Source organism: Lysinibacillus sp. A4 (genome assembly GCF_024919535.1).
GTDB lineage: Bacteria > Bacillota > Bacilli > Bacillales_A > Planococcaceae > Lysinibacillus > Lysinibacillus capsici.
Genome location: NZ_JANWTB010000004.1, coordinates 472,480 through 496,589 on the forward strand (window position 1 = coordinate 472,480; position 24,110 = coordinate 496,589).

Below are 24,110 nucleotides of genomic sequence, written 5' to 3' on the forward strand. Positions count from 1 at the left end.
AAAAACACTTCTTTCATGTCATCGATAAGCTTCATACGTCCGTTTATGGTTTCACTATAGCATAATTATACTTGAAAGGAAATAATTATTAAAAGATACATGTCTTTTTACCTGTTAGAGCATTTGCTTTTTCCATTGTGCTAACAAATCTTTTGACTTCTCCAAATCCAATTTCAATGAGATTTGCTTAGCTGTACAACGTTTTTTAGCTTTCTCCCACGCTTCTTCCAAGGCAGGCAAATAACTTAAATTTTTTGTCGCTGCTACTAGCTGGAAAAATATATTACCTTGAATATAGTGCCAACGAGGATTCATTCCATCTAGGAGTATTGCTTCTTCAATCAGTCTTAATGCCAAATAAGGGCTACCTTCGTGGCGATTTAAAAACTGTGCAAATGCTCCCCAATACAATGCCTTATTGGGCTGCAATTTGATTGCCTCCGCATACTGCACTGATGCCTTGTCCTGTTCTTTTGCAAGGACATAATATTCTGCCATTGTATAATAGGCGTTCGCCTGCGCTTCTATAGGTCCTGCTAATAATTCATCGACCACTTTACCAAATTGCTCATCATCCTGACTACCTATATAAGCTGCGAGAACATCTCGTTCTGGATACGAACCATCTGTACGTTCCTTACTTTGCTTTGCTTTGTCATCAGTAGGCTGAGGCATATTTGCATACCCATTTGCCTCTAGCATTGCCACATGCTGCTGAATGACTTGATAGGCCTCTTCTGCGATCGCTGTATCATTGCCCAATATTTCTTTAGCTAGTTGATAACTTTCCTTTACTTGACCACTCAAAAATAAGTCATTGACTTGTTGAACTTGCTCGTTCATTTGTTTTACCACCATTAAAATCCTCACCTTCGCAAAAGAAAAATCTTATTGCTAGTTTACCATTTAAGTAGTATAAGCAAAAGCCAATATGTCCTAATCTTTCTATTATTCTTTTAATTTAAACGCCTTTACATGTTGTTCGAGTGTGTGTGCCATGTGATTTGTTTCATTAGAGCCATGTGCCACCTCATCAATGCTTGCAGTTGTTTGCTGTGCTGCGACAGTAATCATATTCATCGTTTCTTCTATATCACGAATAGATTCTGTTAATTGTTGAATCATCTGCACAATACGTGTAGATTTTTCGTTTTCAGCGGTCATAGCATTAGAAATGGTAATCATTTCTTCTACTGTTGCAGCCACTGCTGTAGAAATATTTCCTAAAGATTGTGCGGTTAGACGCACTGTCTCTGTTCCTTTTTCAATATATTGCGTATTATCATTCGTAGATGACATGACCTGCTGCACATGCTTCATTATATCCTGAATCAGCTGTTCAACTTGCAATACCTCTTGATTAGATTGTTCAGCAAGCTTCCGTACTTCCTCAGCAACAATAGCAAAGCCTTTGCCATGCTCTCCTGCTCTAGCCGCTTCAATGGAAGCATTCAGTGCTAGTAAATTTGTTTGTGATGCGATGTTCGCAATAGACGTTGTAATCGTTTGAATTTTGGTTGCAGATGTAACCAAGTTTTCTACTGTTTGTCGTACCTCACCTGATCCGCTGTGAATTAATGCCATATCACTGCTTATATCTTTTGCTAGTCGCTCACCCTCTGTTGCTAATTCCATCGTTTGTCGAGCATTATCAGCACTGTTATTGGCATTGCTTTGAATCATTTGAAGGTCCTGTGCTAAAGAAGTAAGAACATCTGTCGCATTTTCAGCATGATGCATCCCTGCCGTCACGGCACTTGTTACCTCTTCGATATTATTGGCGACACCTTGAATGGTATTACTCATATCGTTCAAGGTGGAAGCGGTTTCATCTGCATTATTCGTTAAAGTATTAGAAGTGGAACGCATCGTCATAATCATATTTTGTAAATTAGCTGTCATTCGATTTAATGTATTCGCTAAATCTGCTACTTCATCTTTACTGTTTATTTTTGTTTCAGGTACAGCTAAATTACCATTGGCAATTTCTTTCGCCTGCTGAATCAGCACACTAATCGGTCTTACTTTACGACGGATTAAAAAGCCTGTAATAATGGAAGCAATTAGCATAGGGAAAATACTAATTAAAATCCCATTCCGTACAACATCCCAAGTTCGCTCCTTAACAATATTGGCATCAAAGTCGATGACACTAATGGCAATAATCTCTTTACTGGAATCATGGTCTTTAAAAATAGGGGCATAACCAGATAAACGGTCCATCCCTGCATAGGTATAAGGCTGTGAGTATGTTGGATGCTTATGTGTAAGCAACATATCAATAGCTTCTTTATCTAAATAAAATTGATCACCAGGGGTATAGCCTTTTTCAGCCAAATGATCATCAAGCGCTAATAATGTGCCATCCAACGATAAAATATATTGTGTTTGGAAAATATCTTTATGACCTGTTGTCCAGTTCAAATCTTTCCCAATGCTTTCCTGTACAGCCTTGTCGCCTTGAATGGCCTTGTCCAATTGTTGCGGATTGATCAAACCTGTCGTGATATTGGCACAGCCATAGGCCTCAACACCAGCAGCATCATAAAGTTTATTGTAAGCAGTTATGTATGTAGCGAACGAAGTAATCCCTAGCATCACCACTAAAATACCAGCGATAATCGTCCCAAGTTGAAAAGTTAATGAATTGCGTAATTTCACGATCCATCCTCTCCCCTTTCTTGTAATAATCTATGAATATTCCTGTTGTTTTTCATCATACTACAAAAAGATGTATTAAAAAAGCATCTTTAATTATTCTAGTAAGATAAAAACATTGGAAAAAGTTCTGAATTGTGCGATAATTGAAGTTAATTATCTTGAATCCTGAGCATTACCAATTCATCTAATAGGAGGGCTTGCTATGAATAAACGCTTTCATCTTATATCGATTGTTACAGGAAACTTCTTAACAATAGGGGCCATTTTTATTTATGCCATGCAAAGTCAAATGGAAGTAGCCCTCAGTACGTATGCTCTTGTGATGGGTTTTTTTAGTACTTTGCTTGTGGTTTTCTTCTATATATGGGGGGAAGAAAAACACCAAGTATCCAATCGTTTTCTGAAATAATATGTATCTTTTTCCAGTATATAGATACATGTAGCACGATTAATGTGGTTCCTTCCCTTTCTATAGAGGGATTTTTTTATGTAAAGTCAGTAGGAATGATTTAGTAACAGGAATCAAATAGTCAATCGGAAGAGATACTAGGTCATAACATTCATTGAGAAAAATTTTTACTTGATGTCGATGTATCTAGGATGAGTTCTGATGTAACGTCACCAATTATTTAGGTCTATACAACAGCTATTTTCCTCAATTTTTACTAAAATGGCGTTGTAGATTTATTCATGATTCCCTTCTTTTCCGAAGCATTCCCCTCCGTATACGTCTAATTGTTGTAGAAAAATAAATTTTTTTGTAGAAAATTTTAAAACAATGATTGAGTAGTATATCAATTTTCTGTATAATCAGCTTGTTTGACAATACTTTATATGAACTTGGGGGTAGACAATTGGGTAAAGCATTGATTATCGGAGCTGGCGGAGTTGCCAGTGTTGTGGTACACAAGTGTGTTCAAAATTCGGACGTATTTGAGGAAATTTGTATCGCAAGTAGAACTGTTTCAAAATGTGACGCTCTAAAAGAAAAACTAGACGGCGGAAAAACAAAAATTCATACTGCACAGGTAGACGCAGACAATACAGAAGAGGTTATTGAGCTTATTAAAGCTTTCGGACCAGATGTAGTGATTAACGTGGCTCTACCTTATCAGGACTTAACGATTATGGATGCTTGCTTAGCGACAGGTGTGCACTATGTGGATACTGCAAACTACGAGCCACCTGAAACGGCAAAATTTGAATATAAATGGCAATGGGCTTATAAAGAGAAGTTTGAAAAAGCTGGCTTAACTGCATTACTTGGAAGCGGTTTTGACCCAGGTGTAACAGGCGTTTTCACAGCTCATGCACAAAAACATGAATTTGATGAAATCCACTATATCGATATCGTGGATGCCAATGCGGGAGATCATGGATATCATTTCGCAACAAACTTCAACCCAGAAATTAACATTCGTGAAATTACAGCGAATGGTCGTTACTGGAAAGAAGGCGAGTGGATTGAAACTGCACCACTTGAGAAAAAAGAAGTGTATAACCTACCTGAAATCGGACCAAAAGATATTTACCTTCTATACCATGAAGAGCTTGAATCCCTTGCAAAAAATATCAAAGGTTTAAAACAAATCCGCTTCTGGATGACGTTCTCTGAAAAATACTTAACACACTTAAAAGTGTTAGAAAACGTAGGTATGACATCAATTGAGCCAATCGAATTCGAAGGGCAAATGATTCAACCAATCCACTTCCTTAAAGCGGTATTACCAGATCCAGCTTCACTTGGACCACGTACAAAAGGTAAAACAAACATCGGTTGTATCATTCGCGGTCTAAAAGATGGTAAAGAAAAAACGTACTATGTGTACAATGTATGTGACCACGAAGAGTGCTACAACGAGGTTGGTTCACAAGCGATTTCTTATACAACTGGCGTACCAGCTATGATCGGTGCAATGCTTGTGATGAACGGTGAATGGCGTAAACCAGGTGTATGGAATGTGGAAGATTTCAATCCAGATCCATTCATGGATGCACTAAATAAATGGGGTCTACCATGGCAAGAAAGCCATAATCCAGAATTATTAGACCTTGATTTAGATGCAAAGGAATTAAGCCGATGAAACCAATTGATTTTTCAAAAGTTCCATCCCCTTCTTATGTAGTGGATGAGCGATTATTAACAAAGAATCTTGAGCTTTTAAAATCAATTCAAGATCGAACAGGCTGCCGCATTTTATTAGCTCTTAAAGGCTTCTCTATGCATTCAACATTCCCACTAGTAGGGGAATATTTAGCGGGCATTACATCTAGCTCACTGCATGAGGCACGTCTTGGCTATGAAAAAATGGGCAAAGAAGTTCACGTTTATGCACCTGCTTATATTGAGCATGAAATGGACGAGCTTCTAGGCTATGTGGATCACATCGTATTTAACTCATTTAACCAATGGGCTCAGTTCAAGGATAAAGTTAAATCTGCTGGTAAAACAATTGAATGTGGTATTCGTGTGAATCCTGAATACTCTGAAATTGAAACAGCTCTTTATGATCCTTGTTACACAAACTCTCGCCTTGGTACAACATTGGCTAACTTTGATAAATCACAGCTTGATGGTATCGATGGCTTACACTTCCATGCGATGTGTGAACAAAATTCTGATACATTAGAGCGTATTATTGAAGTAGTTGAGGAAAAATTTGGTGATGTTTTACACCAAATGAAATGGTTAAACTTCGGTGGCGGTCACCATATTACACGTGATGATTATGATGTAGAAAAACTTGTGAACATCATTAATTATATTCAAGAAAAGTATAACCTGCTTGTTTATCTTGAGCCAGGTGAAGCAGTAGCCCTTAATACAGGTTATTTAGTAGCAACGGTGCTAGATATTCAAGAAAATGGAATGGATCTTGCTATTTTAGATACATCAGCAACATGTCACATGCCTGATGTACTTGAAATGCCTTACCGTCCAATGATTATAGGTTCTGGACAAGCAAATGAATTAGCACACACATATCGCTTAGGCGGACTAACATGTCTAGCTGGTGATGTGATTGGCGATTATTCGTTTGAACAGCCATTAAAACCTGGTGATCGTCTTGTATTCACAGATATGGCTCATTATTCAATGGTTAAAAACCATATGTTTAACGGTGTCAACCTACCATCTATCGTTTCTTATAATGATGAAGAAGGTATTAAAATCATTCGTGAATTTAAATTCGAGGACTACAGTGGTCGACTGTCCTAATACCAATAGAAAAGCCCTTCCAGTTTAACACTGGAAGGGCTTTTTTTATGGACGCATAGTCATCCAATTCTCCACATAATGAATGGCTACTCCATGAAAAGCGTCATTATTTGAAAAATGTTGCTGAACAAGTATAAGCTGTTCATTCATAAAGGCTTCTCCATTATCATAAAAAGTAATATTTACCCCTTCCTCTGAAGCGCCTGTTTCTACACCAATTACAATTGATTTGTTCATAGTGGAAGCATAAGCGATTTCATGTTCTACAATAGTGATAATATCTTTTGCAGCATCACGATAGGCCATGATCGTCACACTATCCACATGGTCAATGACCCAATCAGCTAATAACCCTTTTCCAAATTCATTATAATACGGAACTTCATCAAACCAAAATGGCATATCTACTTCTAAAGTAAGTTGTAACTGACTCGCTTTCTCACTTGCTTTCATTATTAGTGTTTGATAGGATTCTATCGTTTGTGCTTGATGTAAGTTCCATCCACTATTTAAATAAGGTTCTACATCAAGGTGAATCCCAGAAAATTGCTCAGATTCAGTTGAATTCTCATTATATGTATGTAACCAATTAAACAATTCATCTTGGCTTCGACTACCCTCAGCTGAAACCCAGCTTGCAGCACCATCCAATGCATAAATGCGAATACCTTTGTCAGAAGCGTTACTAATAAAATGCTTATAGTCATCGCTCGCTATGCCTTGATCGATTTGCAGATAAACTTTATTGACATCGTTATGTTCTAAAAATAATAATATTTTTTCTTGGTCATCCATGATGAGGGATGTATCCCACAGCCATGTAGCCTTTTCCTGTATAGACATGGCATCAACCTTTCCACTTGATAAAGCTAATGAACTAATCATGATGACGATTAGTGCGGTCCATACTTTTAATTGTCTCTTCATACGAACTAACTCCATTCTACTCGCCACGGCCCCTAGAACAGAACCTGGCAACCTGACAATCTTGCACTGAAATTATAGTGTTTAGACTCATGGCTTTGCGTCCCTCCCTTTCGGTGAAGTTTGCCTTTTTCAGTTTTTTCTTAATCATTATCATACGCGGTTAGCAATTGTTTGTCTGTAGGTATAATGCATAATTGTCACATGTATGATCACGTAAAAACGACAAAATACAGGTTAAATTTACTATTCAAACATAAAAAAACGTAGAGTACTTAAGCCTCTACGTTTTCCTTTTCATTTTCAAGCATTTTGTGTAAATAATCGATAATTTCTCGAATGCCCTCTAATGAATTAACCAGTATTTTTGGATCAACATATGTTATCATTCGATTTTCAAGATTAGCTACCGCAGTAAAATAGCGTGTTTTACTATAATTGACTAGACCCAATTGCTGAAGTACTGATTCATCGAAATCAAGAATTTCACGTGCTTCTGTAACAAGTAATCCATAATTAACAACATCTGTATTCAACACAATGATACGAGCAGTTGCTGTATTCGATGAACGATTGTACAGTATGCGTTCAAAATCAAGAACAGGTACAAGCTCACCGCGAATTCTTGTAAAGCCTAGAAGATAGTTAGGTAAATGAGGAATAGGTGTTACTTGCTCTAATTTTTCAATTGAAATCGCTTGCTCCACAGGCACAGCATACTCCTCTGTCCCACAAGCAAAAACGACTGCTTTGACACTTTCCATAGGGTCACATCCTTATTCGACTGTTAGTTTTTCGCCGATTCTTTGACGATTTCTACTAGTAAATCTGCTAATTTTTCAAGTTCTTCTACTGGTATTTTTTCATTTGTTGTATGGATATCCTCGTATCCAACAGATAAATTAACTGTAGGAATACCAAAGCCTGCGATGACGTTTGCATCTGAGCCTCCACCAGAAATGCCTAGTGTCGGTGTACGATCAATATTGCGTGCAGCAGCCATAGCTACCTGAACTACTTTATCAGATTCCGTTACACGGAAGCCTGGATACATTAGCTTCACTTCTACCTCTGCACGTGCGCCTAAAGAAGCAGCTACTTGTTCAAACGTATCTTGCATATGCTTTGTTTGCGCATCCAATTTAGCTTTGTCTATAGAGCGTGCTTCTGCAAGGATTGTCACTTCGTCACAAACAATATTCGTCGCTTGTCCACCTTCAAAACGCCCAATATTCGCTGTTGTTTCTTCATCTAAACGACCTAGTTTCATTTGAGCAATGCATTTTGATGCGACTGTTATGGCAGAAATGCCCTTTTCAGGAGCAACCCCTGCATGTGCCGTTTTTCCAATAATCTTTGTGAAAATTTTCGCTTGGAATGGTGCTGCTGTCACGATACCACCAACTTTGCCATCGCTATCAACCGCAAATCCATATTTTGCTTTAATGTTAGCTGGATCTAACTCTTTAGCGCCAACAAGGCCACTTTCTTCACCAGCCGTAATAATAAATTCAATATCGCCATGTGCAATATTTTGCTCTTTCAAACGTTTGACCATCTCAAATAGAGCAGCTAGTCCTGCTTTATCATCGGCACCTAAAATCGTCGTACCATCTGATACGATATAGCCATCTTCACGTAAAGACGGTTTGATGCCTTTTCCTGGAACGACAGTATCCATATGAGAAGTGAAATAGATTGGTTCTACATCCAATGTGCCTTTTAATGTGGCAATTATATTACCTGCCCCATGTCCATTACGCGTATGTGCATCGTCTTGAATCACTGAAAATCCAAGTGCAGTTAACTTATCTACAAGAATTGGTGCTATTAGTTGTTCATGTTTTGTTTCTGAATCAATTTGTACGAGCTCAAAAAACTCTTCTACTAAACGACTTGTCATGTTGTAAAACTCCCTTAGTTTACGTGTATTTCCACGTTATAGTATATGTATCATTTTAGCACAACGTCAGAAGAGTTGAAATCATTGAACAATACTACCAAAATAAAAAGTCTGAGAAAAATCTCAGACTTTCCCTAGTCATTGAAAATAAGCTCTTTTTCTTTTTCTAATGATTGTAGGTAGTTGACAGCTTTATTATGTTTATCCTGTAAGCGCCAAATCGTATTATGTACATCATCTTGAACACGCGAGACCTGTTCCCTTGCTGTCGAGATTTTAGAATGAACAGACCATGCTGAAAAAATATCATCAAAAAAGTAATCAGCAAACTTAACAAACCCATCTGTTTCAATATGCAGCGATTTCGTAGACATTTCATGAACATCTAATAATTCATTATGAAACCGTTGTAACGCAATTTGAGCACTATGTAAATAGTTTTCAGACTGATCGAGTGCATCATGCTTTAAGTGCGTAGCAATCAGCCCACCGCCAAAAAATGTATCCCATGTGGAATATCCATTGGCCGAATGTAATGAAGCTGCTGCTTGCCCTAGCCTTGTAAGAGCTACTTCTCCCGCTTCCTCCGCCTCTTTAATTTCTCTAATGAGCTGCTTTGTTAGCATTTCCTCATGTGCTAAATGCTCTAGCCTTTCTGCTTGGGCAGCATCATGAATCTGTAAATACTTCTTCTTTTTAAGGTAGACCTGTTGAAGTGATTGCTGTAGCGCATTTTCATCAATCTGGGCAAGCTGATTCATCACTTGCACGTTGTCCTCTGCTAAATCATTTTGCATTTTCTTTGCTTCATTCAGCTTTAATTCAAGTACTGCCGCCTTATCAATTTTTTCTGCCCTCAGTTCATCTTGTTGCCCTGTCCATGTACGAATCATATTCATAAACGAGAAACCATCCAATTTATCAAGTTTGGATCGAATTTGGTGGAGTGCTGCTGTATGAGTGTCTATTTCCTGTTGTGTATGTTTAATTTGCCCATCAATTAACTGATTTTGTTCGTTTAATCTAGATGCTTTTCTAAGTTGTGCATGAATCTTTTCTTGCTCTGTTTGTAATTGCTGCCATTCCATTCATCTCAACTCCTCATATCTATCAGTACGGATGACATACAAAAATGTTTCACTTTTTGGCAATGAAAAACCTAGCAACTTTTGAGCTGCTAGGCTTGTATGACTATTATAGAGGAATATTACCGTGCTTTTTCTCTGGACGTGTTTCATGTTTGTTTGACAGCATATCAAGTCCTTGAATCAGCTTGATACGTGTATCTCGTGGATCGATTACGTCGTCTACCATACCGCGAGATGCTGCAACATATGGGTTAGCAAATTTCTCTTTATATTCTTCGATTTTTGCTGCACGAGTTGCTTCTGGGTCATCTGATTTTGCAATTTCACGGGCAAAAATGATGTTAGCTGCGCCAGCAGCACCCATAACAGCAATTTCAGCATTTGGCCATGCAAATACAAGGTCAGCACCAATTGATTTAGAGTTTAAGGCAACGTAAGCGCCTCCATAAGCTTTACGTAAAATCACTGTAATTTTTGGAACAGTCGCTTCTGAGTAAGCATAAAGAATTTTCGCACCATGACGAATAATACCACCATGTTCTTGTTTAACACCTGGGAAGAAGCCAGAAACGTCTTCAAATGTGATGATTGGGATATTGTATGCATCACAAGTACGAATGAAACGAGCAGCTTTATCAGAAGAATCGATATCTAAGCCACCAGCAAGAACTTTTGGTTGGTTACAAACAAGTCCAACTGATTCGCCAGCAATACGTGCAAAACCGACTACTACGTTTTTAGCAAACTCTGCATGTACTTCCATGAACGAACCTTCATCCACTACTTGCTCAACAACTTTACGTACATCATATGGACGTGTTGTTTCGATTGGTACTGTATCTACGATTTCTGGACGGTAGTCATCCCCTTCAGGTCTAGCTTGACGAGGTGCCTTTTCTTTATTGTTTTGTGGTAAGTAGCTTAATAGTTTTTTAATTTCATCAATCGCTGCCTCTTCAGAAGGAGCACGGAAATGAGCATTCCCACTGACCGCATTATTTACTTTCGAACCACCTAAATCTTCAGCAGAAATTTTCTCTCCTGTTACCGTTTCGATTACTTTAGGTCCTGTAATGAACATTTGAGATGTCTTATCCACCATTAGAATAAAGTCAGTAATAGCTGGAGAATAAACAGCTCCACCAGCACAAGGTCCCATAATCACAGAGATTTGTGGAATCACACCAGAATAAATGGCATTTCGGTAGAAGATATGACCATAGCCATCTAATGAAAGAACACCCTCTTGAATACGTGCACCGCCTGAGTCATTGATGCCGATAAATGGTGTACCATTTTTAGCAGCTAGATCCATCACTGTTGCCATTTTTTTCGCATGCATTTCACCAAGCGCCCCACCAAACACTGTGAAATCTTGAGAGAATAAGTATACTGGACGTCCGTTAATTTTACCGAATCCAGTTACGACACCATCACCAGGTCCCTCCATTTTTTCCATGCCGAAGTCTACTGTACGATGTGTAATAAATGGGTTGATTTCGAAAAATGTACCTTCGTCTAGCAACAAGTCTATACGCTCACGAGCAGTAAGTTTCCCCTTCTCATGCTGCTTATCGATGCGATCATAGCCACCACCAAGTTCAATTACCGTTTTACGGTCATACAAGTCATTGATTTTGTCGAACATATCCATACTAATCACTTATCCCCTTTTCCACTTTTATCACATAATTCATATAACACCCCAAATGAGGATTTAGGATGCATAAACGCAACCTCTGCCCCTCCAGCACCTGGCCCTGGCTCTTCGGATAAGAGACGTACACCTTTTTCACGAAGCTCTGCCATTCGTTCACGAATTCCCGTCACACCAAACGCAACATGATGAATTCCTTCTCCACGTTTTTCAATAAAACCATGGATGGCACTTTTATCACTCATTGGTTCTAATAGCTCGATTTTCACGTTCCCTGCATCGATAAATGCCACACGAACCTGTTGAGATTCTACTTCTTCCACTTTCATCAACTTTAAGCCCAAAGTTTCTGTATAATATGTAATGCGTTCATCAAGATCGCGCACTGCAATCCCAATATGGTCTACTTTCTCCATGGTGACATCTCCTTCTGTTATGGTACATACTCTATTTTACAGACTTTTTTGTCAAAACTCTACTACTTGAGAAATTTTTCAGATTTGCTAAACTATTTATAAGAAAAGAAGGAGCGAACGAGCATATGAGTAATAAAAAATTTCAAAAAGTCGTTATTTATAGTATGATCGCAATTATGCTAATCTCATCTCTAGCATTCGGATTATCTATGATAATTTAAGGCAAAGCACGAGGCGTCCACACTACTGTGGGCGCTCTTTTTTAGCCTTTAACCCTTTAAATGACTGCTTTATTTCTAAATACCTGTCCATTTCCTCTATAAACTGATAGAGGGCTGCCTGAGCGATAAATTGCTCGTGGCTTTGTGGTAAAGGAAGCTGAGAAAAATCGCGCTTAACATGTTCGAGTTTTTCGCGATACTGACTAGCCGTATTCCCCGAATGAACATGCTCACCTAGGTCTTGTAAAAAATCTGCCACAATTTCAGCCTCTTGTACTATAACAGGTAATGTCGTCACTTTGGGTAGCACTCTTTCGATAATTTCTAGCTGCTGCTCTCGCATATCGAAATATACATAGTAATCATTTTTACGTCTTGTAAAATGGTTTTGAACATCTTTAAACGCTAATGATTTTGCCTCTTCTAGTGCTTTGATTGCATCGATAATTTCTTGGCCGTTCCACAACGTATCTCCTTGCCGTAAATAGCTGGCAATTTCTAAAAAAATCTTACTATATAGCTCCTCTATTTTGACTCTGTAGTAATTTAATTCCTTTTGAATGTCTGGCATATACATATTAATGGCAATCCCTGTTCCATAACCGATAGCCATCAACGCTAATTCATTATAAACAAGTGTTAATGAATAACCTTCAGCAGCGTAAATATGCATAATAATCACGACACTGGAGATAAATCCATCCGCAACCTTTAAAGATACAATAGTAGGAATAAAGAGTATAAGCATGCCTGCTAGTGTAAGTGGATGATAAGCAAATAACTCAAAGCTTACAAAGGCAAAAAGCATTGCTACAATACTTGCAACCAATCGTGTATAGGCTGCATAAATGGATTTCTTTTTTGTTGGCTGCACACATAATATGGTTAGAATACCAGCAGATGCATATGAGGCTAAATCAAAATACTGTGCAATGGCAATAGCGATGGCCGCACCAATTGCTGTTTTTAAAGTTCGATAGCCGATTGAAAACTTCTTCAGGCCGACTGCCTCCCATCCTTTAGTACTCTTCACTCATTCAGCTAATTATTTAGCCAATATTACAAAAATTTTAATAATAATGAAACTACCTATACATGAGGATCAGTAGGAAGCCTACATAGATAGCATGATCTATGAGGCTTTTCTACTTGATTGAAAATGATTTTTCTTATGCAAGAATAGACTTAAAGCTCGTCACAATATTCTTCAAAGTTTGCTTGTAAATTTGTCACAACTGACATTGGGTCATGCCCTTCAATTTCATAGCGTCCCACTTCTGCGACAACTTGTCCGTCTTTTAATAGAACGAATGATGGTGATGAAGGTAGATGATCTTCTCCAAAATGGTAACGCGCTGCTGCAGTTGCCTCTTTATCTTGCCCTGCAAACACTGTTACTAAATGGTCTGGACGTTTATCATAATGAACGCATTGTGCTGCTGCTGGACGAGCGATACCACCCGCACAACCACACACTGAGTTCACCATTACTAATGTTGTACCTGGACGAGCAAACGCCTCTTCTACAGCTTCTGGTGTTGTTAATTGTTCATAACCAGCTGCCTCAATTTCAGCACGTGCTGTTTTTAAAATTTCCTGCATAAATAAATCGTAATCCATATTCATATAGCGATAGCTCCTTTCAAGTTCGCGCCAATTTAGTTATATTTCAGATAGTAGATTTTTGACGCTTATCCATCTCTTATCATAGCAGTTTGCAAGCAATTTGTGCACCTACTTGCTCAACACATTTCAGTTGAAATTACTACGATTTCAATAAGACTCGTTTACTTGTCTTCCTGCTCCTCGCTAAATAAACGATCCACACCTTGTGTAACTGTCAACTGTCCACTTAAAATTTGACGTTCAAGCTGTTGTACTTGTGCTTTACGTTGCGGGTTTCCATAAAAGAGATCTATTAAATGATCGGTAATCATCGATTGGAACCACTCTTTTGTTTGTTGCTGGCGTCGAGTAGCCCAATAGTGATTTGCTTCTACGATTTGCTTGAATTCCCCAATTGTTTCCCAAACCTTATCAAGTCCTCGATTTTCTAGTGAACTAACAGGCATGGCAGTTGACATCCAACCAGGTGTAGCAGGCTGTAAAAAGTGCAAAATTTGTTTGTACTCTGCAACCGTTTTTTTAGCTAGACGTACATTATCACCATCCGCCTTATGCACGACAATTGCATCTGCTAATTCCATAATGCCTTTTTTCATGCCCTGCAATTCATCCCCCGCTCCTGTTAAAACAAGAAGCAGGAAGAAGTCAACCATGCCACGGACATAGGTTTCACTTTGTCCAACACCCACTGTTTCAATTAAAATCACATCATAGCCTGCTGCCTCACAAACTAACATGGTTTCTCGTGTCTTTTTGTGAACACCCCCTAGGGTACCTGCCGATGGCGATGGACGCACAAATGCACTAGGCTTCTTAACGAGCTCTTCCATACGCGTTTTATCGCCAAGTATACTTCCTCCCGATAGAGAAGAACTTGGATCAATGGCAAGAACAGCAACTCGTTTCCCCATATCACAAAGCATAGTACCGAAAGCCTCTATGAATGAGCTTTTTCCTGCCCCAGGCACACCTGTTATGCCAATTCGGATACTATTGCCTGTATGTGGAAGAAGCTCCTGCAATAGTTCTTGTGCCTGTACTTTATGGGTAGCGTTTGAACTTTCAATGAGGGTAATGGCTTTTGATAAATGTGTGCGAGAGCCCGCACGTACTTGTTGTGCAAGCTCTCCTACATTTAGAGTGTCTGCCTTTTTCTTTCGGAACTTTTTGGGTGTACCATATTGCATCCCGTCGTGAGTCGCCTCTACTCCGTCCATGACAAATAGCGCACTTTCTTCCATTCCTTTATTTTTGTCCATTATTCAGACACTTCCTCATAGCCTAAACGTTTGTAGATTTCTTCAATAATTTTTTGTGCGGATACAGGAATCACTGTACCTGGTCCGAAAATGGCTACTGCACCAGCATTATAAAGGAAATCATAATCTTGTGCTGGTATAACACCACCCACAATAATGATAATATCTTCACGACCTAGTTTTTCAAGCTCAGCTATCAATTCAGGCACTAATGTTTTATGTCCTGCTGCTAGTGAAGACACACCAATAACATGAACATCATTTTCAACAGCCATTTGAGCAGCCTCAGCAGGCGTCATAAATAATGGAGAAATATCTACGTCAAAGCCTAAATCTGCATAACCAGTTGCGACAACCTTTGCACCACGGTCATGTCCATCTTGTCCCATTTTAGCAACTAAAATACGCGGACGACGACCTTCATTTTCAAGGAATTCTTCTGTCATTTGTTTCACTTCCGCAATTTGCTCCTCATCAGAGAAGTTTGCAGAGTAAACACCAGAGATCGAACGAATGACCGCTTTATGACGACCAGAAACTGCTTCAATCGCATCAGATATTTCACCTAAAGAAGCACGAGCGCGCGCTGCATCCACTGCTACCGCTAGCAGGTTTTCTTCTCCATCTTGAGCCGCCTTCGTTAAGCGAGCTAAATGTTTTTGAACTTCCGCTTCATCACGAGCTGCCTTCATCGCTTCTAAACGTTCAATTTGTTTTTGACGAACAATGGTATTATCGATATCTAAAATATCGATTGGCTCTTCTTTTGCTAAGCGATACTTATTCACGCCAACAATCGTTTCTGTTTTAGAATCAATTTTCGCTTGACGTTTTGCTGCAGCTTCCTCAACCTTCATTTTTGGAAGTCCCGTTTCAATCGCTTTAGCCATACCACCAAGCGCTTCAATTTCTTCGATTAACGCCCAAGCAGATTTCGTAATTTCTTCTGTTAATTTCTCTACGTAGTACGAACCACCCCAAGGATCAATGACTTTTGTCATCGCTGTTTCCTCTTGTAAAAATAACTGTGTATTACGCGCGATACGTGCTGAGAAATCTGTTGGAAGTGCAATCGCTTCATCTAATGCATTTGTATGAAGGGATTGCGTATGTCCCATCGAAGAGGCATTTGCTTCGATTAAAGTACGTGCAACATTGTTAAATGGATCTTGCTCAGTTAATGACCAGCCAGATGTTTGGGAGTGCGTACGTAATGCTAATGTCTTTGGATTTTTCGGGTTAAACGTAGACATCATTTGTGCCCAAATACGACGTGCTGCACGCATTTTAGCAACTTCCATGTAATAGTTCATACCAATTGCCCAGAAGAACGATAAGCGAGGTGCAAATGCATCAATATCAATGCCTGCTTTTAATCCTGTTCGTACATACTCCAAGCCATCTGCTAATGTATAGGCAAGCTCAATGTCATTTGTTGCGCCTGCTTCTTGAATATGGTAACCCGAAATTGAAATAGAGTTAAATTTTGGCATATACTTCGCTGTATATTCAAAAATATCTGCAATGATTTTCATTGACATAGCTGGTGGGTAAATATATGTATTACGCACCATGTATTCTTTTAAAATATCATTTTGAATGGTACCAGCTAATTGATCTGGCGTTACCCCTTGTTCTTCTGCTGCTACAATATAGAATGCAAGGACGGGTAATACGGCACCATTCATTGTCATTGAAACAGACATTTGGTCTAACGGGATTTGATCGAAAAGGATTTTCATATCCTCAACTGAGTCAATCGCAACCCCAGCTTTTCCTACATCCCCTGTTACACGTGGATGATCAGAGTCATAGCCTCGGTGTGTTGCTAAATCAAACGCGACAGAAAGACCTTTTTGTCCCATGGCCAAATTTCGTTTGTAAAAGGCATTGGATTCTTCAGCAGTTGAGAAACCAGCGTATTGCCGAACCGTCCATGGACGTGCTACATACATAGTAGGGTATGGTCCACGTGTGTTGGGTGCAATCCCTGCCACATCATTTAGATGTTTAGCCTCTTTAATATCTTCTTTTGTGTAAATATCTTTAATTTCAATCCCCTCATTTGTCATGAACTTGTCTTCAGACGCTTGAGGTGCTTCAGCTGTTAAAACCTTTTCTATTTCTACTGCATTAAAATTTGGCTTGCTCATCGTTGGACCTCCTTCATGCTCGCAAACACGGACTGTAATTTTTCAATGATGTTTTGTCCTGCGAAAATAAAGCCGTTTAAGCCATTTGCTAACCATGCTTCTTCTTCGTCTTTAAATTTGCCCGCTACATCTACAAGCACATTCGCTGGTTTTTCAGCTAAAATGGCTGATACAAATGCTTTTGTATCATCATCATTGCCTGCAATTACTACATACTTAGCCTCTGTCGCCTTCAGCCAAGCTACTGCCTCTTCTACAGTTGTCACTGGCTCACTTTTTTCTGGTACAAGACCCACTGTGTTTAAGAAGCCCGCTACAAAATCTGCGCGTGGTTTAGAGCTTTTTAATGATCCTAATGCTAAAATACCTGTTTTTACATCTCCTGCTGTCATGTCTGCACGTAAGTCCTCAAATGGAGCAGCGATACGCTTAATATCAGCAAATAATGGATTTGTATCCTGTTCAAGAATATCAGCTGGATTAGCATAAATATTCGTTCCAATTAATGATTGCTTACGTGTTTGGGCAGCTTTGATGCGTTTTTGATAGGATGCTTCCACTTCTTCTGCAAGCTTGCCAGAGGCTGTATATTCATCGATACCGCCAGCTGCCTGGATGTCTAAAAATAGTGCCCATGCTTCTTTCACAAAATCTGCTGTTAACGACTCGATAAAGTAAGAGCCCCCTGCTGGATCTTTTACTTTTAAGACATTTGTTTCTTCTCTTAAAATTAATGATACATTACGAGCGATACGAATGGATTGATCCGTAGGTTTTGTTAACACGTCATGTGGATGAACCGTAAAGAGATCAGCACCACCGATTAAACCAGAAAGCGCTTCATTTGAAGAGCGTAATAAATTTACATACACATCTAATTTAGAAAAGCTTCTTAATGATGTTTCAGCAACAGTAGGGATTTTGATATGATCTGTTACGCCATAAGCGGATGAGAACGCTTTCCAAAGTACTTTAAAAGCACGTAGCTTTGCAATCTCCGTAAAGAATTGTGTATCAATGGCAAATGATACAAAGAATTTCTTCGAGAACGCTTCAAAGCTTTCTTCTTGTTCTGCAAATTTGGCTGCTAATGCAAGTGCATAGGCTAATTCTTGTACAGCGTTAGCACCTTCATTATGATAAACCGTTGTGTCTGCACTGACTGAGCGCACGTTCGGAAATGCAGTCAAAGTGATAGGGTCTTTTGAAATAATGTAACCTTTAATGGCTTCTTGTTGATCTACTGGAATGTTGTCGAATACTGCTAATAATGGGTCTTTTGAATTTTCAATAGTAATTTTAAACGAATATTCTGAGAAATATGATGCTAATTTGACCAATACTTCTTCTGTCCAAGCAAAGCTCACTCGGCTATCAAACGAAATAACTTCATTGCCTCGAGCTAGGCTATCCTCAAGCTGTGCAAAAAAAGCTTCGCTTGAATCAGCGTGAATTTGTTGTGCCACCTGAAATACTTGATCATTTTGTAGGGAACGGATTGTGGCAACTTGTAAATCAAGCTCTTCTCCAAGCTTAGCTACTAAACTTTCTTGCGTGTAAAGCGGCTGTAGTGTAACACCTTCATTTGTTTTTGTGAATAGTGACTCAAATGGTTTCCCTTTTAAAGCTTTGATTGCTGCATCTTGCCAGTCTGAATAGGCTGGTATTTCAAATTCAATATTTTTCATGTTGTTTGACATGCGGACGCTTAATCAGCTTCCCCCCTTAGTAGTTTCTATTTGTTATTCTACATGACAAATTGCGACTCGAAAAGCATAAAAAAAATCGGAAACCCTTATACAGCAGGTTTCCGACAAGTCATCAGTAGACTGACGTTGAAGATTTATTTGTATTTTCGAGTATTTCTTTTACTCTATTTAGGAATTTACCACAGACAAGTCCATCAAGCACACGATGATCTAATGATAAACATAAATTCACAATATCACGTGCAGCAAACATTCCACCTGGTAAAACAACAGGTTTTTTTACAATACTTTCCACTTGTAGAATCGCTGCTTGTGGGTAATTGATGATGCCCATTGATTGAACAGAGCCAAATGCACCTGTATTATTCACTGTAAATGTACCACCAGTAATGTCATCCATTGCTAATTTTCCTGTACGAACTTTGATAGCCAGTTCATTGATTTCTTTCGCAATTCCTTTAATGGATTTTTCATCTGCGTGTTTTATAACAGGTACAAATAAGGCATCATCCGTTGCTACTGCAATCGAAATATTGATGTCATGTTTTTGAATGATTTTATCTTCCGCCCACATCGAATTCAGCATTGGGAATTCTTTTAAAGCTTGAGCAACCGCTTTTACAAAGAAGGCGAAATATGTAAGATTAAAGCCTTCTTTTTGCTTAAATTCATTCTTTAAGCTATCACGATAAGTCACTAAATCTGTTACATCCACTTCCATCATCATCCAAGCATGCGGCGCTTCATGTACACTTTTCACCATATTATTCGCAATGGCACGACGGATCTTCGTCACTGGAATTTCGATATCTCCTGGATGAATAGGTTGTACAGGTGCAGCTGCTTTTTCCACTTGTTGCTGTGATGCAGAAGCTGCTGTAGGTGCTGATGTCGTTTGAACGGTTGGAGCTGCTTGTGCTACATCATTTGCCGTTGGGATATTACCTGTTTCAATTAGCTTTAACAGGTCTTTTCGTGTAATACGACCACCCTCGCCAGTACCTGTTACAAGGTCTAAAGCTATATCATGCTCCTGTGCAAGTCGAAGAACAGCTGGTGAATAACGTACTTTACCCGTACGTGCCTCTTTTGGTGCAGATACTGGAGCTGCTACCTGCTGTGGTGCCTCCTGTTTCTTTTGAACACCTGCATTTAAAATAGCCGTACTTACCGTTGATTTTTTTTCAGGTGGCGGTGCTGGTAATTCACCTTCTCCCGCTATTTCAATCGAGCAAACGACTGCTCCAACTGGTAATGTCTGACCTTCTTGCGCAAGAAGCTCCGTGATAATCCCTTCAAATGATGACGGGATTTCAGCATTTACTTTATCTGTAACAACCTCTGCTAATGGATCATACTTTTTAACTGTATCTCCAGGCTTTACAAGCCATTTTTCAATTGTACCTTCTGTTACACTTTCGCCGAGCTGTGGCATTGTAATATTTTGAACCGACATCTTTTATTCCTCCCATCAATTAAGCCTAGGCGTCATTGTACCTGATGCAGCGCTAAAAACATTAAACGTAGACAGGCATTTAGACAGATTTTGACTTTCATATGTGCAAAGTCAAAATCTGTTGTTCCGTCTGAGGCTTTTATTTTTTCATTCAGCCTTGTTGTAATCTATTAGAACGCAGCAAGTTCTCGCATAGCACGTTCCACTTTATCAGGATTAATCATAAAATATTTCTCCATCGTTGGTGCATATGGCATGGCTGGCACATCAGGTCCCGCTAGACGTTGAATTGGTGCATCAAGCTCAAATAAACAATGTTCTGCAATAATTGCAGCAACCTCACTCATGATACTACCTTCTTTATTATCCTCTGTGACAAGCAATACTTTACCTGTCTTACTTGCAGCCTCAATAATCGCTTCTTTATCCAGAGGGTAAACTGTACGCAAGTCAAGGATATGAGCGGAAATACCATCCGCAGCTAGGCGTTCTGCCGCTTGTAAAGCAAAGTGGACTGCTAAACCATAGGTAATGACTGTCACGTCATCTCCTTCACGTTTTACATCTGCTTTACCAATTGGCAATGTGTAATCATCTAGTGGTACTTCCCCTTTAATTAAACGATAGGCACGTTTATGTTCGAAAAATAATACTGGATCTTCATCACGAATAGCAGCTTTCAATAAGCCTTTTGCATCATACGGTGTTGATGGAATGACAATTTTCAAACCAGGTGTACCAGCAAAAAGTGCTTCAACGGATTGTGAATGATAAAGTGCCCCGTGAATACCTCCGCCAAAAGGTGCGCGGATGACCATTGGACAAGTCCAGTCATTATTAGAACGGTAACGAATTTTGGCTGCCTCTGAGACGATTTGATTGACAGCTGGCATAATAAAATCAGCAAATTGCATTTCAGCAATCGGACGCATACCGTACATCGCAGCACCGATACCCACACCAGCTATTGCACTTTCTGCAAGCGGTGTATCAAGCACGCGGTATTCACCAAATTGATCGTATAGCCCAGTAGTGGCTTTGAATACACCACCTTTACGACCAACGTCCTCTCCTAAAATGAAAACTCGTTCGTCACGTTCCATCTCTTCTTTCATTGCTAATGTAATCGCATCAATATAAGACATTACTGCCATTACATGTCACCTCCGTCCACTGGTGCATAAACATATTTAAGTGCATGCTCTGGTTGTGCATATGGAGCCGCTTCAGCATAATCAGTTGCTTCATTTACTTCTGCCATAACACGCTCTTCGATTTCAGTACGTATCGCGTCAGTCATCACGCCAGTATCCATTAAATACTTTTCAAATAATACAATCGGATCCTTTGCTTTGCCTTCTGCAATATCTTCAGCCGTTCGGTATTGACGGTCATCATCATCTGAAGAATGGGCTGTTAAACGATAAGTTACTGTTTCGATTAAGCTTGGACCTTCCCCATTACGTGCACGATCTGCAGCCTCTTTCACCACTTTATACACTTGTAACGGATTTTTCCCATCCACTGTCACTCCTGGCATTCCATAGCCAATCCCACGATCAGATACTTTTGCACAGCCTAGCTGACGCTCTACTGGCACAGAAATCGCATATTGATTGTTTTCTACCATAATAATGACTGGTAGCTTATGCACACCTGCAAAGTTCGCTCCTTCATGGAAGTCTCCTTGGTTGGATGAACCTTCACCAAGCGTAACGAAAGAAACAAAATCTTCATTTTGTAGACGTCCTGCAAGTGCAACGCCCACTGCGTGTGGAACTTGAGTCGTAACAGGAGATGAACCTGTTAAAATACGATTTTTCTTTTGACCAAAGTGGCCTGGCATTTGACGACCCCCAGAGTTTGGATCTTCTGCTTTAGCAAACGCAGATAGCATCAGTTCTCTTGGTGTCATACCAAAATGTAAAACAACACCCATATCACGATAATAAGGTGCAATATAATCCTTACTTTTATCCAGTGCAAAGGCTGCTCCAACCTGTGCCGCCTCTTGACCTTGACAGGAAATTACAAACGGAATTTTACCAGAACGGTTTAACAACCACATACGCTCATCCAGTCTTCTGGCCATTAACATTGTTTCGAACATAGCAAGTACATCTTCATTTGACAAACCTAAATCTTCATGTTTGATTTGAACATCTTGCATACGAACACCCCTTTCGTATTATAGAGAAATAACTATCTTATCCTATATCCCCACATTTGGATATGTTAGTTATGAAATTCAGAAAATTAAAAATGGATAGCGCGATCATCCACTGCTAGAGCAGATTCCACTAACACCTCATTTAAGGATGGATGTGGATGAATTGCCTGACTAATTTCCCATGGTGTTGCATCCAACACTTTTGCTAAGGATGCTTCACCAATTAAATCTGTTACATGAGGCCCTACCATATGAATACCCAAAATATCATCTGTCTCTTCATCAGCGATAATTTTGACAAAGCCTTCTGTCTCTCCATTTACTAATGCTTTACCAATGGCCTTAAACGGGAATTTACCAATCTTTAATGAAAATCCTTGTTCTTTAGCAGCACTTTCTGTTAATCCAATGCTAGCAACTTCTGGATAGGAATAAACACATTTCGGTACTTTTAGTGCATCCAATGTCTCGGTTTTCCCTGTTGCTATATGCTCAATAGCTGAAAGCCCTTCATGAGAAGCAACATGCGCTAATTGTAAGCCACCAATCACATCTCCTATGGCATACATATGAGACTCTTTCGTTTGATAGGAACCATTCACTTTAATAAAGCCATTTTCCACTTCAATCTCTGTATTTTCTAGACCAATACCTTGCGTATTCGCCTCACGTCCTACACAAAGTAATAGTTTATCAGCCTCAAAAACTTCTTCTTTTTCATTCACTTGCGCAGAAATGAAAACGTTATCATTTTCAATTTTGAATGTATTTGTATCTAAGCGAGCATTCGTAACAATACGAACGCCTCGTTTCTCAAGTTGTTTCGTCACTTCTTTAACGATGTCCGCATCTTCAGCTGGTAAAATGGATGGACCATATTCTACTACTGTTACATATACACCAAAATCGCATAGCATAGATGCCCACTCAATTCCAATAACACCACCACCAACGATTAGCAGTGACTTTGGTAAACTTTCTAACTGTAATGCGTGGTCTGAATTCAGCACATATTGCCCATCTATCGTTAACCCTGCCATACCACGAGGCTTTGAGCCCGTTGCAATGACAACATTCGTAGGCACAAGCATTTCATTTTCATCGCCATTGGACATTTCTACAGATATTGTACCAGGCATAGGTGAGAAAATAGATGGACCCAAAATTCGCCCTGTACCATGATAAACATCTATTTTGCCTTTTTTCATCAGTGTATTCACACCCTGGCTTAATTGCTCAACGATTGCTTGTTTCCTAGCTTGAACTTTGTCAAATTGTAATGTTACACCTTCAATATCGACACCATATTCGCTAGCTGTTTTATTAGCCATACGATATACTTCGGCACTTCGGAGTAACGCTTTACTTGGAATACAGCCTTTATGCAAGCATGTACCTCCTAAACGCTCACGCTCTACAATGGCTGTTTTTAAGCCTAGCTGAGCAGCTCGGATGGCTGCAACATATCCACCTGTACCTCCACCTAAAATGACAACATCATAATTTTGAGCCATGTTTATTCCCCCTATTGAGAAAAGTGCTAAAGGATTCTATTAAACAATAACCAAGTGATTTTTTTAACAGTCAGTGCTTTAGAAAAACTTTAGCTTTACTTCATTAAAGCCCTAATTTCTTGTTGAAAATAGA

General features: G+C 39.3%; 21 protein-coding genes and 1 riboswitch. Of the genes, 4 read left to right on the plus strand and 17 right to left on the minus strand.

All coding sequences use genetic code 11. The features are described 5' to 3' along the window. Positions 1–114: 114 nt before the first annotated feature. Both NY607_RS11005 and NY607_RS11010 read right to left on the minus strand, forming a co-directional pair. Positions 115–843, minus strand: coding sequence for a tetratricopeptide repeat protein (locus NY607_RS11005; protein ID WP_259419679.1), 729 nt, complete (start codon positions 841–843; stop codon positions 115–117). A gap of 105 nt (positions 844–948) precedes the next feature. Beyond that, entirely contained in the window at positions 949–2,661 is a 1,713-nt protein-coding gene (locus tag NY607_RS11010) for a methyl-accepting chemotaxis protein (protein ID WP_131521561.1), read from the minus strand. 202 nt (positions 2,662–2,863) lie between these two features. Between NY607_RS11010 and NY607_RS11015 the strand changes: the two genes are divergently transcribed. The 3 genes from NY607_RS11015 (at position 2,864) to nspC (ending at position 5,881) form a co-directional block, all read left to right on the plus strand. After that, positions 2,864–3,070 (plus strand): hypothetical protein, encoded by a 207-nt coding sequence (locus tag NY607_RS11015; RefSeq protein WP_131521562.1) that lies wholly within the window; start codon positions 2,864–2,866, stop codon positions 3,068–3,070. Between the two features lie 445 nt (positions 3,071–3,515). Continuing rightward, positions 3,516–4,745, plus strand: a complete 1,230-nt coding sequence (locus NY607_RS11020) for a saccharopine dehydrogenase family protein (protein ID WP_048392314.1) — start codon at positions 3,516–3,518, stop codon at positions 4,743–4,745. Further along, on the plus strand, positions 4,742–5,881 hold the full coding sequence (gene nspC, locus NY607_RS11025) for a carboxynorspermidine decarboxylase (RefSeq protein ID WP_259419680.1): 1,140 nt from the start codon (positions 4,742–4,744) through the stop codon (positions 5,879–5,881). The genes NY607_RS11020 and nspC overlap by 4 nt, the downstream gene beginning before the upstream one ends. Positions 5,882–5,926: 45 nt before the next feature. Here the strand turns inward: nspC and NY607_RS11030 are convergent, their stop codons facing one another. The 6 genes from NY607_RS11030 to mce form a co-directional block, all read right to left on the minus strand. After that, entirely contained in the window at positions 5,927–6,808 is an 882-nt protein-coding gene (locus tag NY607_RS11030) for an amidase (RefSeq protein WP_259419681.1), read from the minus strand. Positions 6,809–6,851: 43 nt separating this feature from the next. After that, positions 6,852–6,943, minus strand: a riboswitch (cyclic di-GMP riboswitch). 137 nt (positions 6,944–7,080) lie between these two features. Beyond that, positions 7,081–7,569, minus strand: coding sequence for a chemotaxis protein CheW (locus tag NY607_RS11035; protein ID WP_004231214.1), 489 nt, complete (start codon positions 7,567–7,569; stop codon positions 7,081–7,083). A gap of 23 nt (positions 7,570–7,592) precedes the next feature. Then, on the minus strand, positions 7,593–8,708 hold the full coding sequence (locus tag NY607_RS11040; protein WP_048392312.1) for a M20/M25/M40 family metallo-hydrolase: 1,116 nt from the start codon (positions 8,706–8,708) through the stop codon (positions 7,593–7,595). A gap of 134 nt (positions 8,709–8,842) precedes the next feature. Beyond that, a complete protein-coding gene (locus NY607_RS11045; RefSeq protein ID WP_066036220.1) occupies positions 8,843–9,796 on the minus strand; it encodes a hypothetical protein in 954 nt (317 codons plus the stop codon). Positions 9,797–9,902: 106 nt separating this feature from the next. Further along, a complete protein-coding gene (locus tag NY607_RS11050; RefSeq protein ID WP_009370220.1) occupies positions 9,903–11,450 on the minus strand; it encodes an acyl-CoA carboxylase subunit beta in 1,548 nt (515 codons plus the stop codon). Between the two features lie 5 nt (positions 11,451–11,455). Continuing rightward, complete coding sequence (mce, locus tag NY607_RS11055; RefSeq protein ID WP_004231207.1) at positions 11,456–11,869, minus strand: methylmalonyl-CoA epimerase; 414 nt, start codon at positions 11,867–11,869, stop codon at positions 11,456–11,458. Between the two features lie 125 nt (positions 11,870–11,994). Between mce and prli42 the strand changes: the two genes are divergently transcribed. After that, the gene (gene prli42, locus NY607_RS11060) at positions 11,995–12,090 is read left to right on the plus strand and encodes a stressosome-associated protein Prli42 (protein ID WP_009370219.1); all 96 of its coding nucleotides are present in this window, start codon (positions 11,995–11,997) and stop codon (positions 12,088–12,090) included. 22 nt (positions 12,091–12,112) lie between these two features. On the opposite strand, the gene NY607_RS11065 is transcribed toward prli42, so the two are convergent. The 9 genes from NY607_RS11065 to lpdA form a co-directional block, all read right to left on the minus strand. After that, a complete protein-coding gene (locus NY607_RS11065) occupies positions 12,113–13,123 on the minus strand; it encodes an aromatic acid exporter family protein (protein ID WP_081010952.1) in 1,011 nt (336 codons plus the stop codon). Between the two features lie 152 nt (positions 13,124–13,275). After that, positions 13,276–13,716: a BrxA/BrxB family bacilliredoxin gene (locus tag NY607_RS11070; RefSeq protein ID WP_004231203.1), complete on the minus strand. Its 441-nt coding sequence runs from the start codon at positions 13,714–13,716 to the stop codon at positions 13,276–13,278. Between the two features lie 161 nt (positions 13,717–13,877). Then, on the minus strand, positions 13,878–14,975 hold the full coding sequence (gene meaB, locus NY607_RS11075) for a methylmalonyl Co-A mutase-associated GTPase MeaB (RefSeq protein WP_048392309.1): 1,098 nt from the start codon (positions 14,973–14,975) through the stop codon (positions 13,878–13,880). Continuing rightward, on the minus strand, positions 14,975–17,128 hold the full coding sequence (gene scpA / locus NY607_RS11080; RefSeq protein ID WP_004231201.1) for a methylmalonyl-CoA mutase: 2,154 nt from the start codon (positions 17,126–17,128) through the stop codon (positions 14,975–14,977). The genes meaB and scpA overlap by 1 nt, the downstream gene beginning before the upstream one ends. Further along, positions 17,125–18,828 (minus strand): methylmalonyl-CoA mutase family protein, encoded by a 1,704-nt coding sequence (locus NY607_RS11085; protein WP_259419683.1) that lies wholly within the window; start codon positions 18,826–18,828, stop codon positions 17,125–17,127. Before NY607_RS11085 ends, scpA begins: the two co-directional genes overlap by 4 nt. Before the next feature lie 121 nt (positions 18,829–18,949). Beyond that, entirely contained in the window at positions 18,950–20,293 is a 1,344-nt protein-coding gene (locus tag NY607_RS11090; protein ID WP_054549171.1) for a dihydrolipoamide acetyltransferase family protein, read from the minus strand. 170 nt (positions 20,294–20,463) lie between these two features. Further along, positions 20,464–21,447, minus strand: a complete 984-nt coding sequence (locus NY607_RS11095) for an alpha-ketoacid dehydrogenase subunit beta (RefSeq protein WP_016993882.1) — start codon at positions 21,445–21,447, stop codon at positions 20,464–20,466. Then, a complete protein-coding gene (locus NY607_RS11100; protein WP_048392305.1) occupies positions 21,447–22,463 on the minus strand; it encodes a thiamine pyrophosphate-dependent dehydrogenase E1 component subunit alpha in 1,017 nt (338 codons plus the stop codon). Before NY607_RS11100 ends, NY607_RS11095 begins: the two co-directional genes overlap by 1 nt. Positions 22,464–22,549: 86 nt before the next feature. After that, positions 22,550–23,977 carry a dihydrolipoyl dehydrogenase gene (gene lpdA / locus NY607_RS11105; RefSeq protein WP_054549169.1) on the minus strand — a complete coding sequence of 476 codons (1,428 nt, stop codon included), beginning with the start codon at positions 23,975–23,977 and terminating at the stop codon, positions 22,550–22,552. Between the last annotated feature and the right edge of the window lie 133 nt (positions 23,978–24,110).

What these genes read in the sequence shown, in the direction of transcription:
- NY607_RS11090 (WP_054549171.1), bottom strand. Translation starts at nt 20,293, where the DNA reads ATGTCGGTTCAAAATATTACAATGCCACAGCTCGGCGAAAGTGTAACA.
- prli42 (WP_009370219.1), top strand. Translation starts at nt 11,995, where the DNA reads ATGAGTAATAAAAAATTTCAAAAAGTCGTTATTTATAGTATGATCGCA.
- NY607_RS11045 (WP_066036220.1), bottom strand. Translation starts at nt 9,796, where the DNA reads ATGGAATGGCAGCAATTACAAACAGAGCAAGAAAAGATTCATGCACAA.
- NY607_RS11035 (WP_004231214.1), bottom strand. Translation starts at nt 7,569, where the DNA reads ATGGAAAGTGTCAAAGCAGTCGTTTTTGCTTGTGGGACAGAGGAGTAT.
- NY607_RS11085 (WP_259419683.1), bottom strand. Translation starts at nt 18,828, where the DNA reads ATGTCAAACAACATGAAAAATATTGAATTTGAAATACCAGCCTATTCA.
- NY607_RS11030 (WP_259419681.1), bottom strand. Translation starts at nt 6,808, where the DNA reads ATGAAGAGACAATTAAAAGTATGGACCGCACTAATCGTCATCATGATT.
- NY607_RS11005 (WP_259419679.1), bottom strand. Translation starts at nt 843, where the DNA reads ATGAACGAGCAAGTTCAACAAGTCAATGACTTATTTTTGAGTGGTCAA.
- NY607_RS11100 (WP_048392305.1), bottom strand. Translation starts at nt 22,463, where the DNA reads ATGCAAGATGTTCAAATCAAACATGAAGATTTAGGTTTGTCAAATGAA.
- mce (WP_004231207.1), bottom strand. Translation starts at nt 11,869, where the DNA reads ATGGAGAAAGTAGACCATATTGGGATTGCAGTGCGCGATCTTGATGAA.
- scpA (WP_004231201.1), bottom strand. Translation starts at nt 17,128, where the DNA reads ATGAGCAAGCCAAATTTTAATGCAGTAGAAATAGAAAAGGTTTTAACA.
- NY607_RS11015 (WP_131521562.1), top strand. Translation starts at nt 2,864, where the DNA reads ATGAATAAACGCTTTCATCTTATATCGATTGTTACAGGAAACTTCTTA.
- NY607_RS11070 (WP_004231203.1), bottom strand. Translation starts at nt 13,716, where the DNA reads ATGAATATGGATTACGATTTATTTATGCAGGAAATTTTAAAAACAGCA.
- NY607_RS11040 (WP_048392312.1), bottom strand. Translation starts at nt 8,708, where the DNA reads ATGACAAGTCGTTTAGTAGAAGAGTTTTTTGAGCTCGTACAAATTGAT.
- nspC (WP_259419680.1), top strand. Translation starts at nt 4,742, where the DNA reads ATGAAACCAATTGATTTTTCAAAAGTTCCATCCCCTTCTTATGTAGTG.
- meaB (WP_048392309.1), bottom strand. Translation starts at nt 14,975, where the DNA reads ATGGACAAAAATAAAGGAATGGAAGAAAGTGCGCTATTTGTCATGGAC.
- NY607_RS11050 (WP_009370220.1), bottom strand. Translation starts at nt 11,450, where the DNA reads ATGGATATGTTCGACAAAATCAATGACTTGTATGACCGTAAAACGGTA.
- NY607_RS11095 (WP_016993882.1), bottom strand. Translation starts at nt 21,447, where the DNA reads ATGGCAGTAATGTCTTATATTGATGCGATTACATTAGCAATGAAAGAA.
- lpdA (WP_054549169.1), bottom strand. Translation starts at nt 23,977, where the DNA reads ATGGCTCAAAATTATGATGTTGTCATTTTAGGTGGAGGTACAGGTGGA.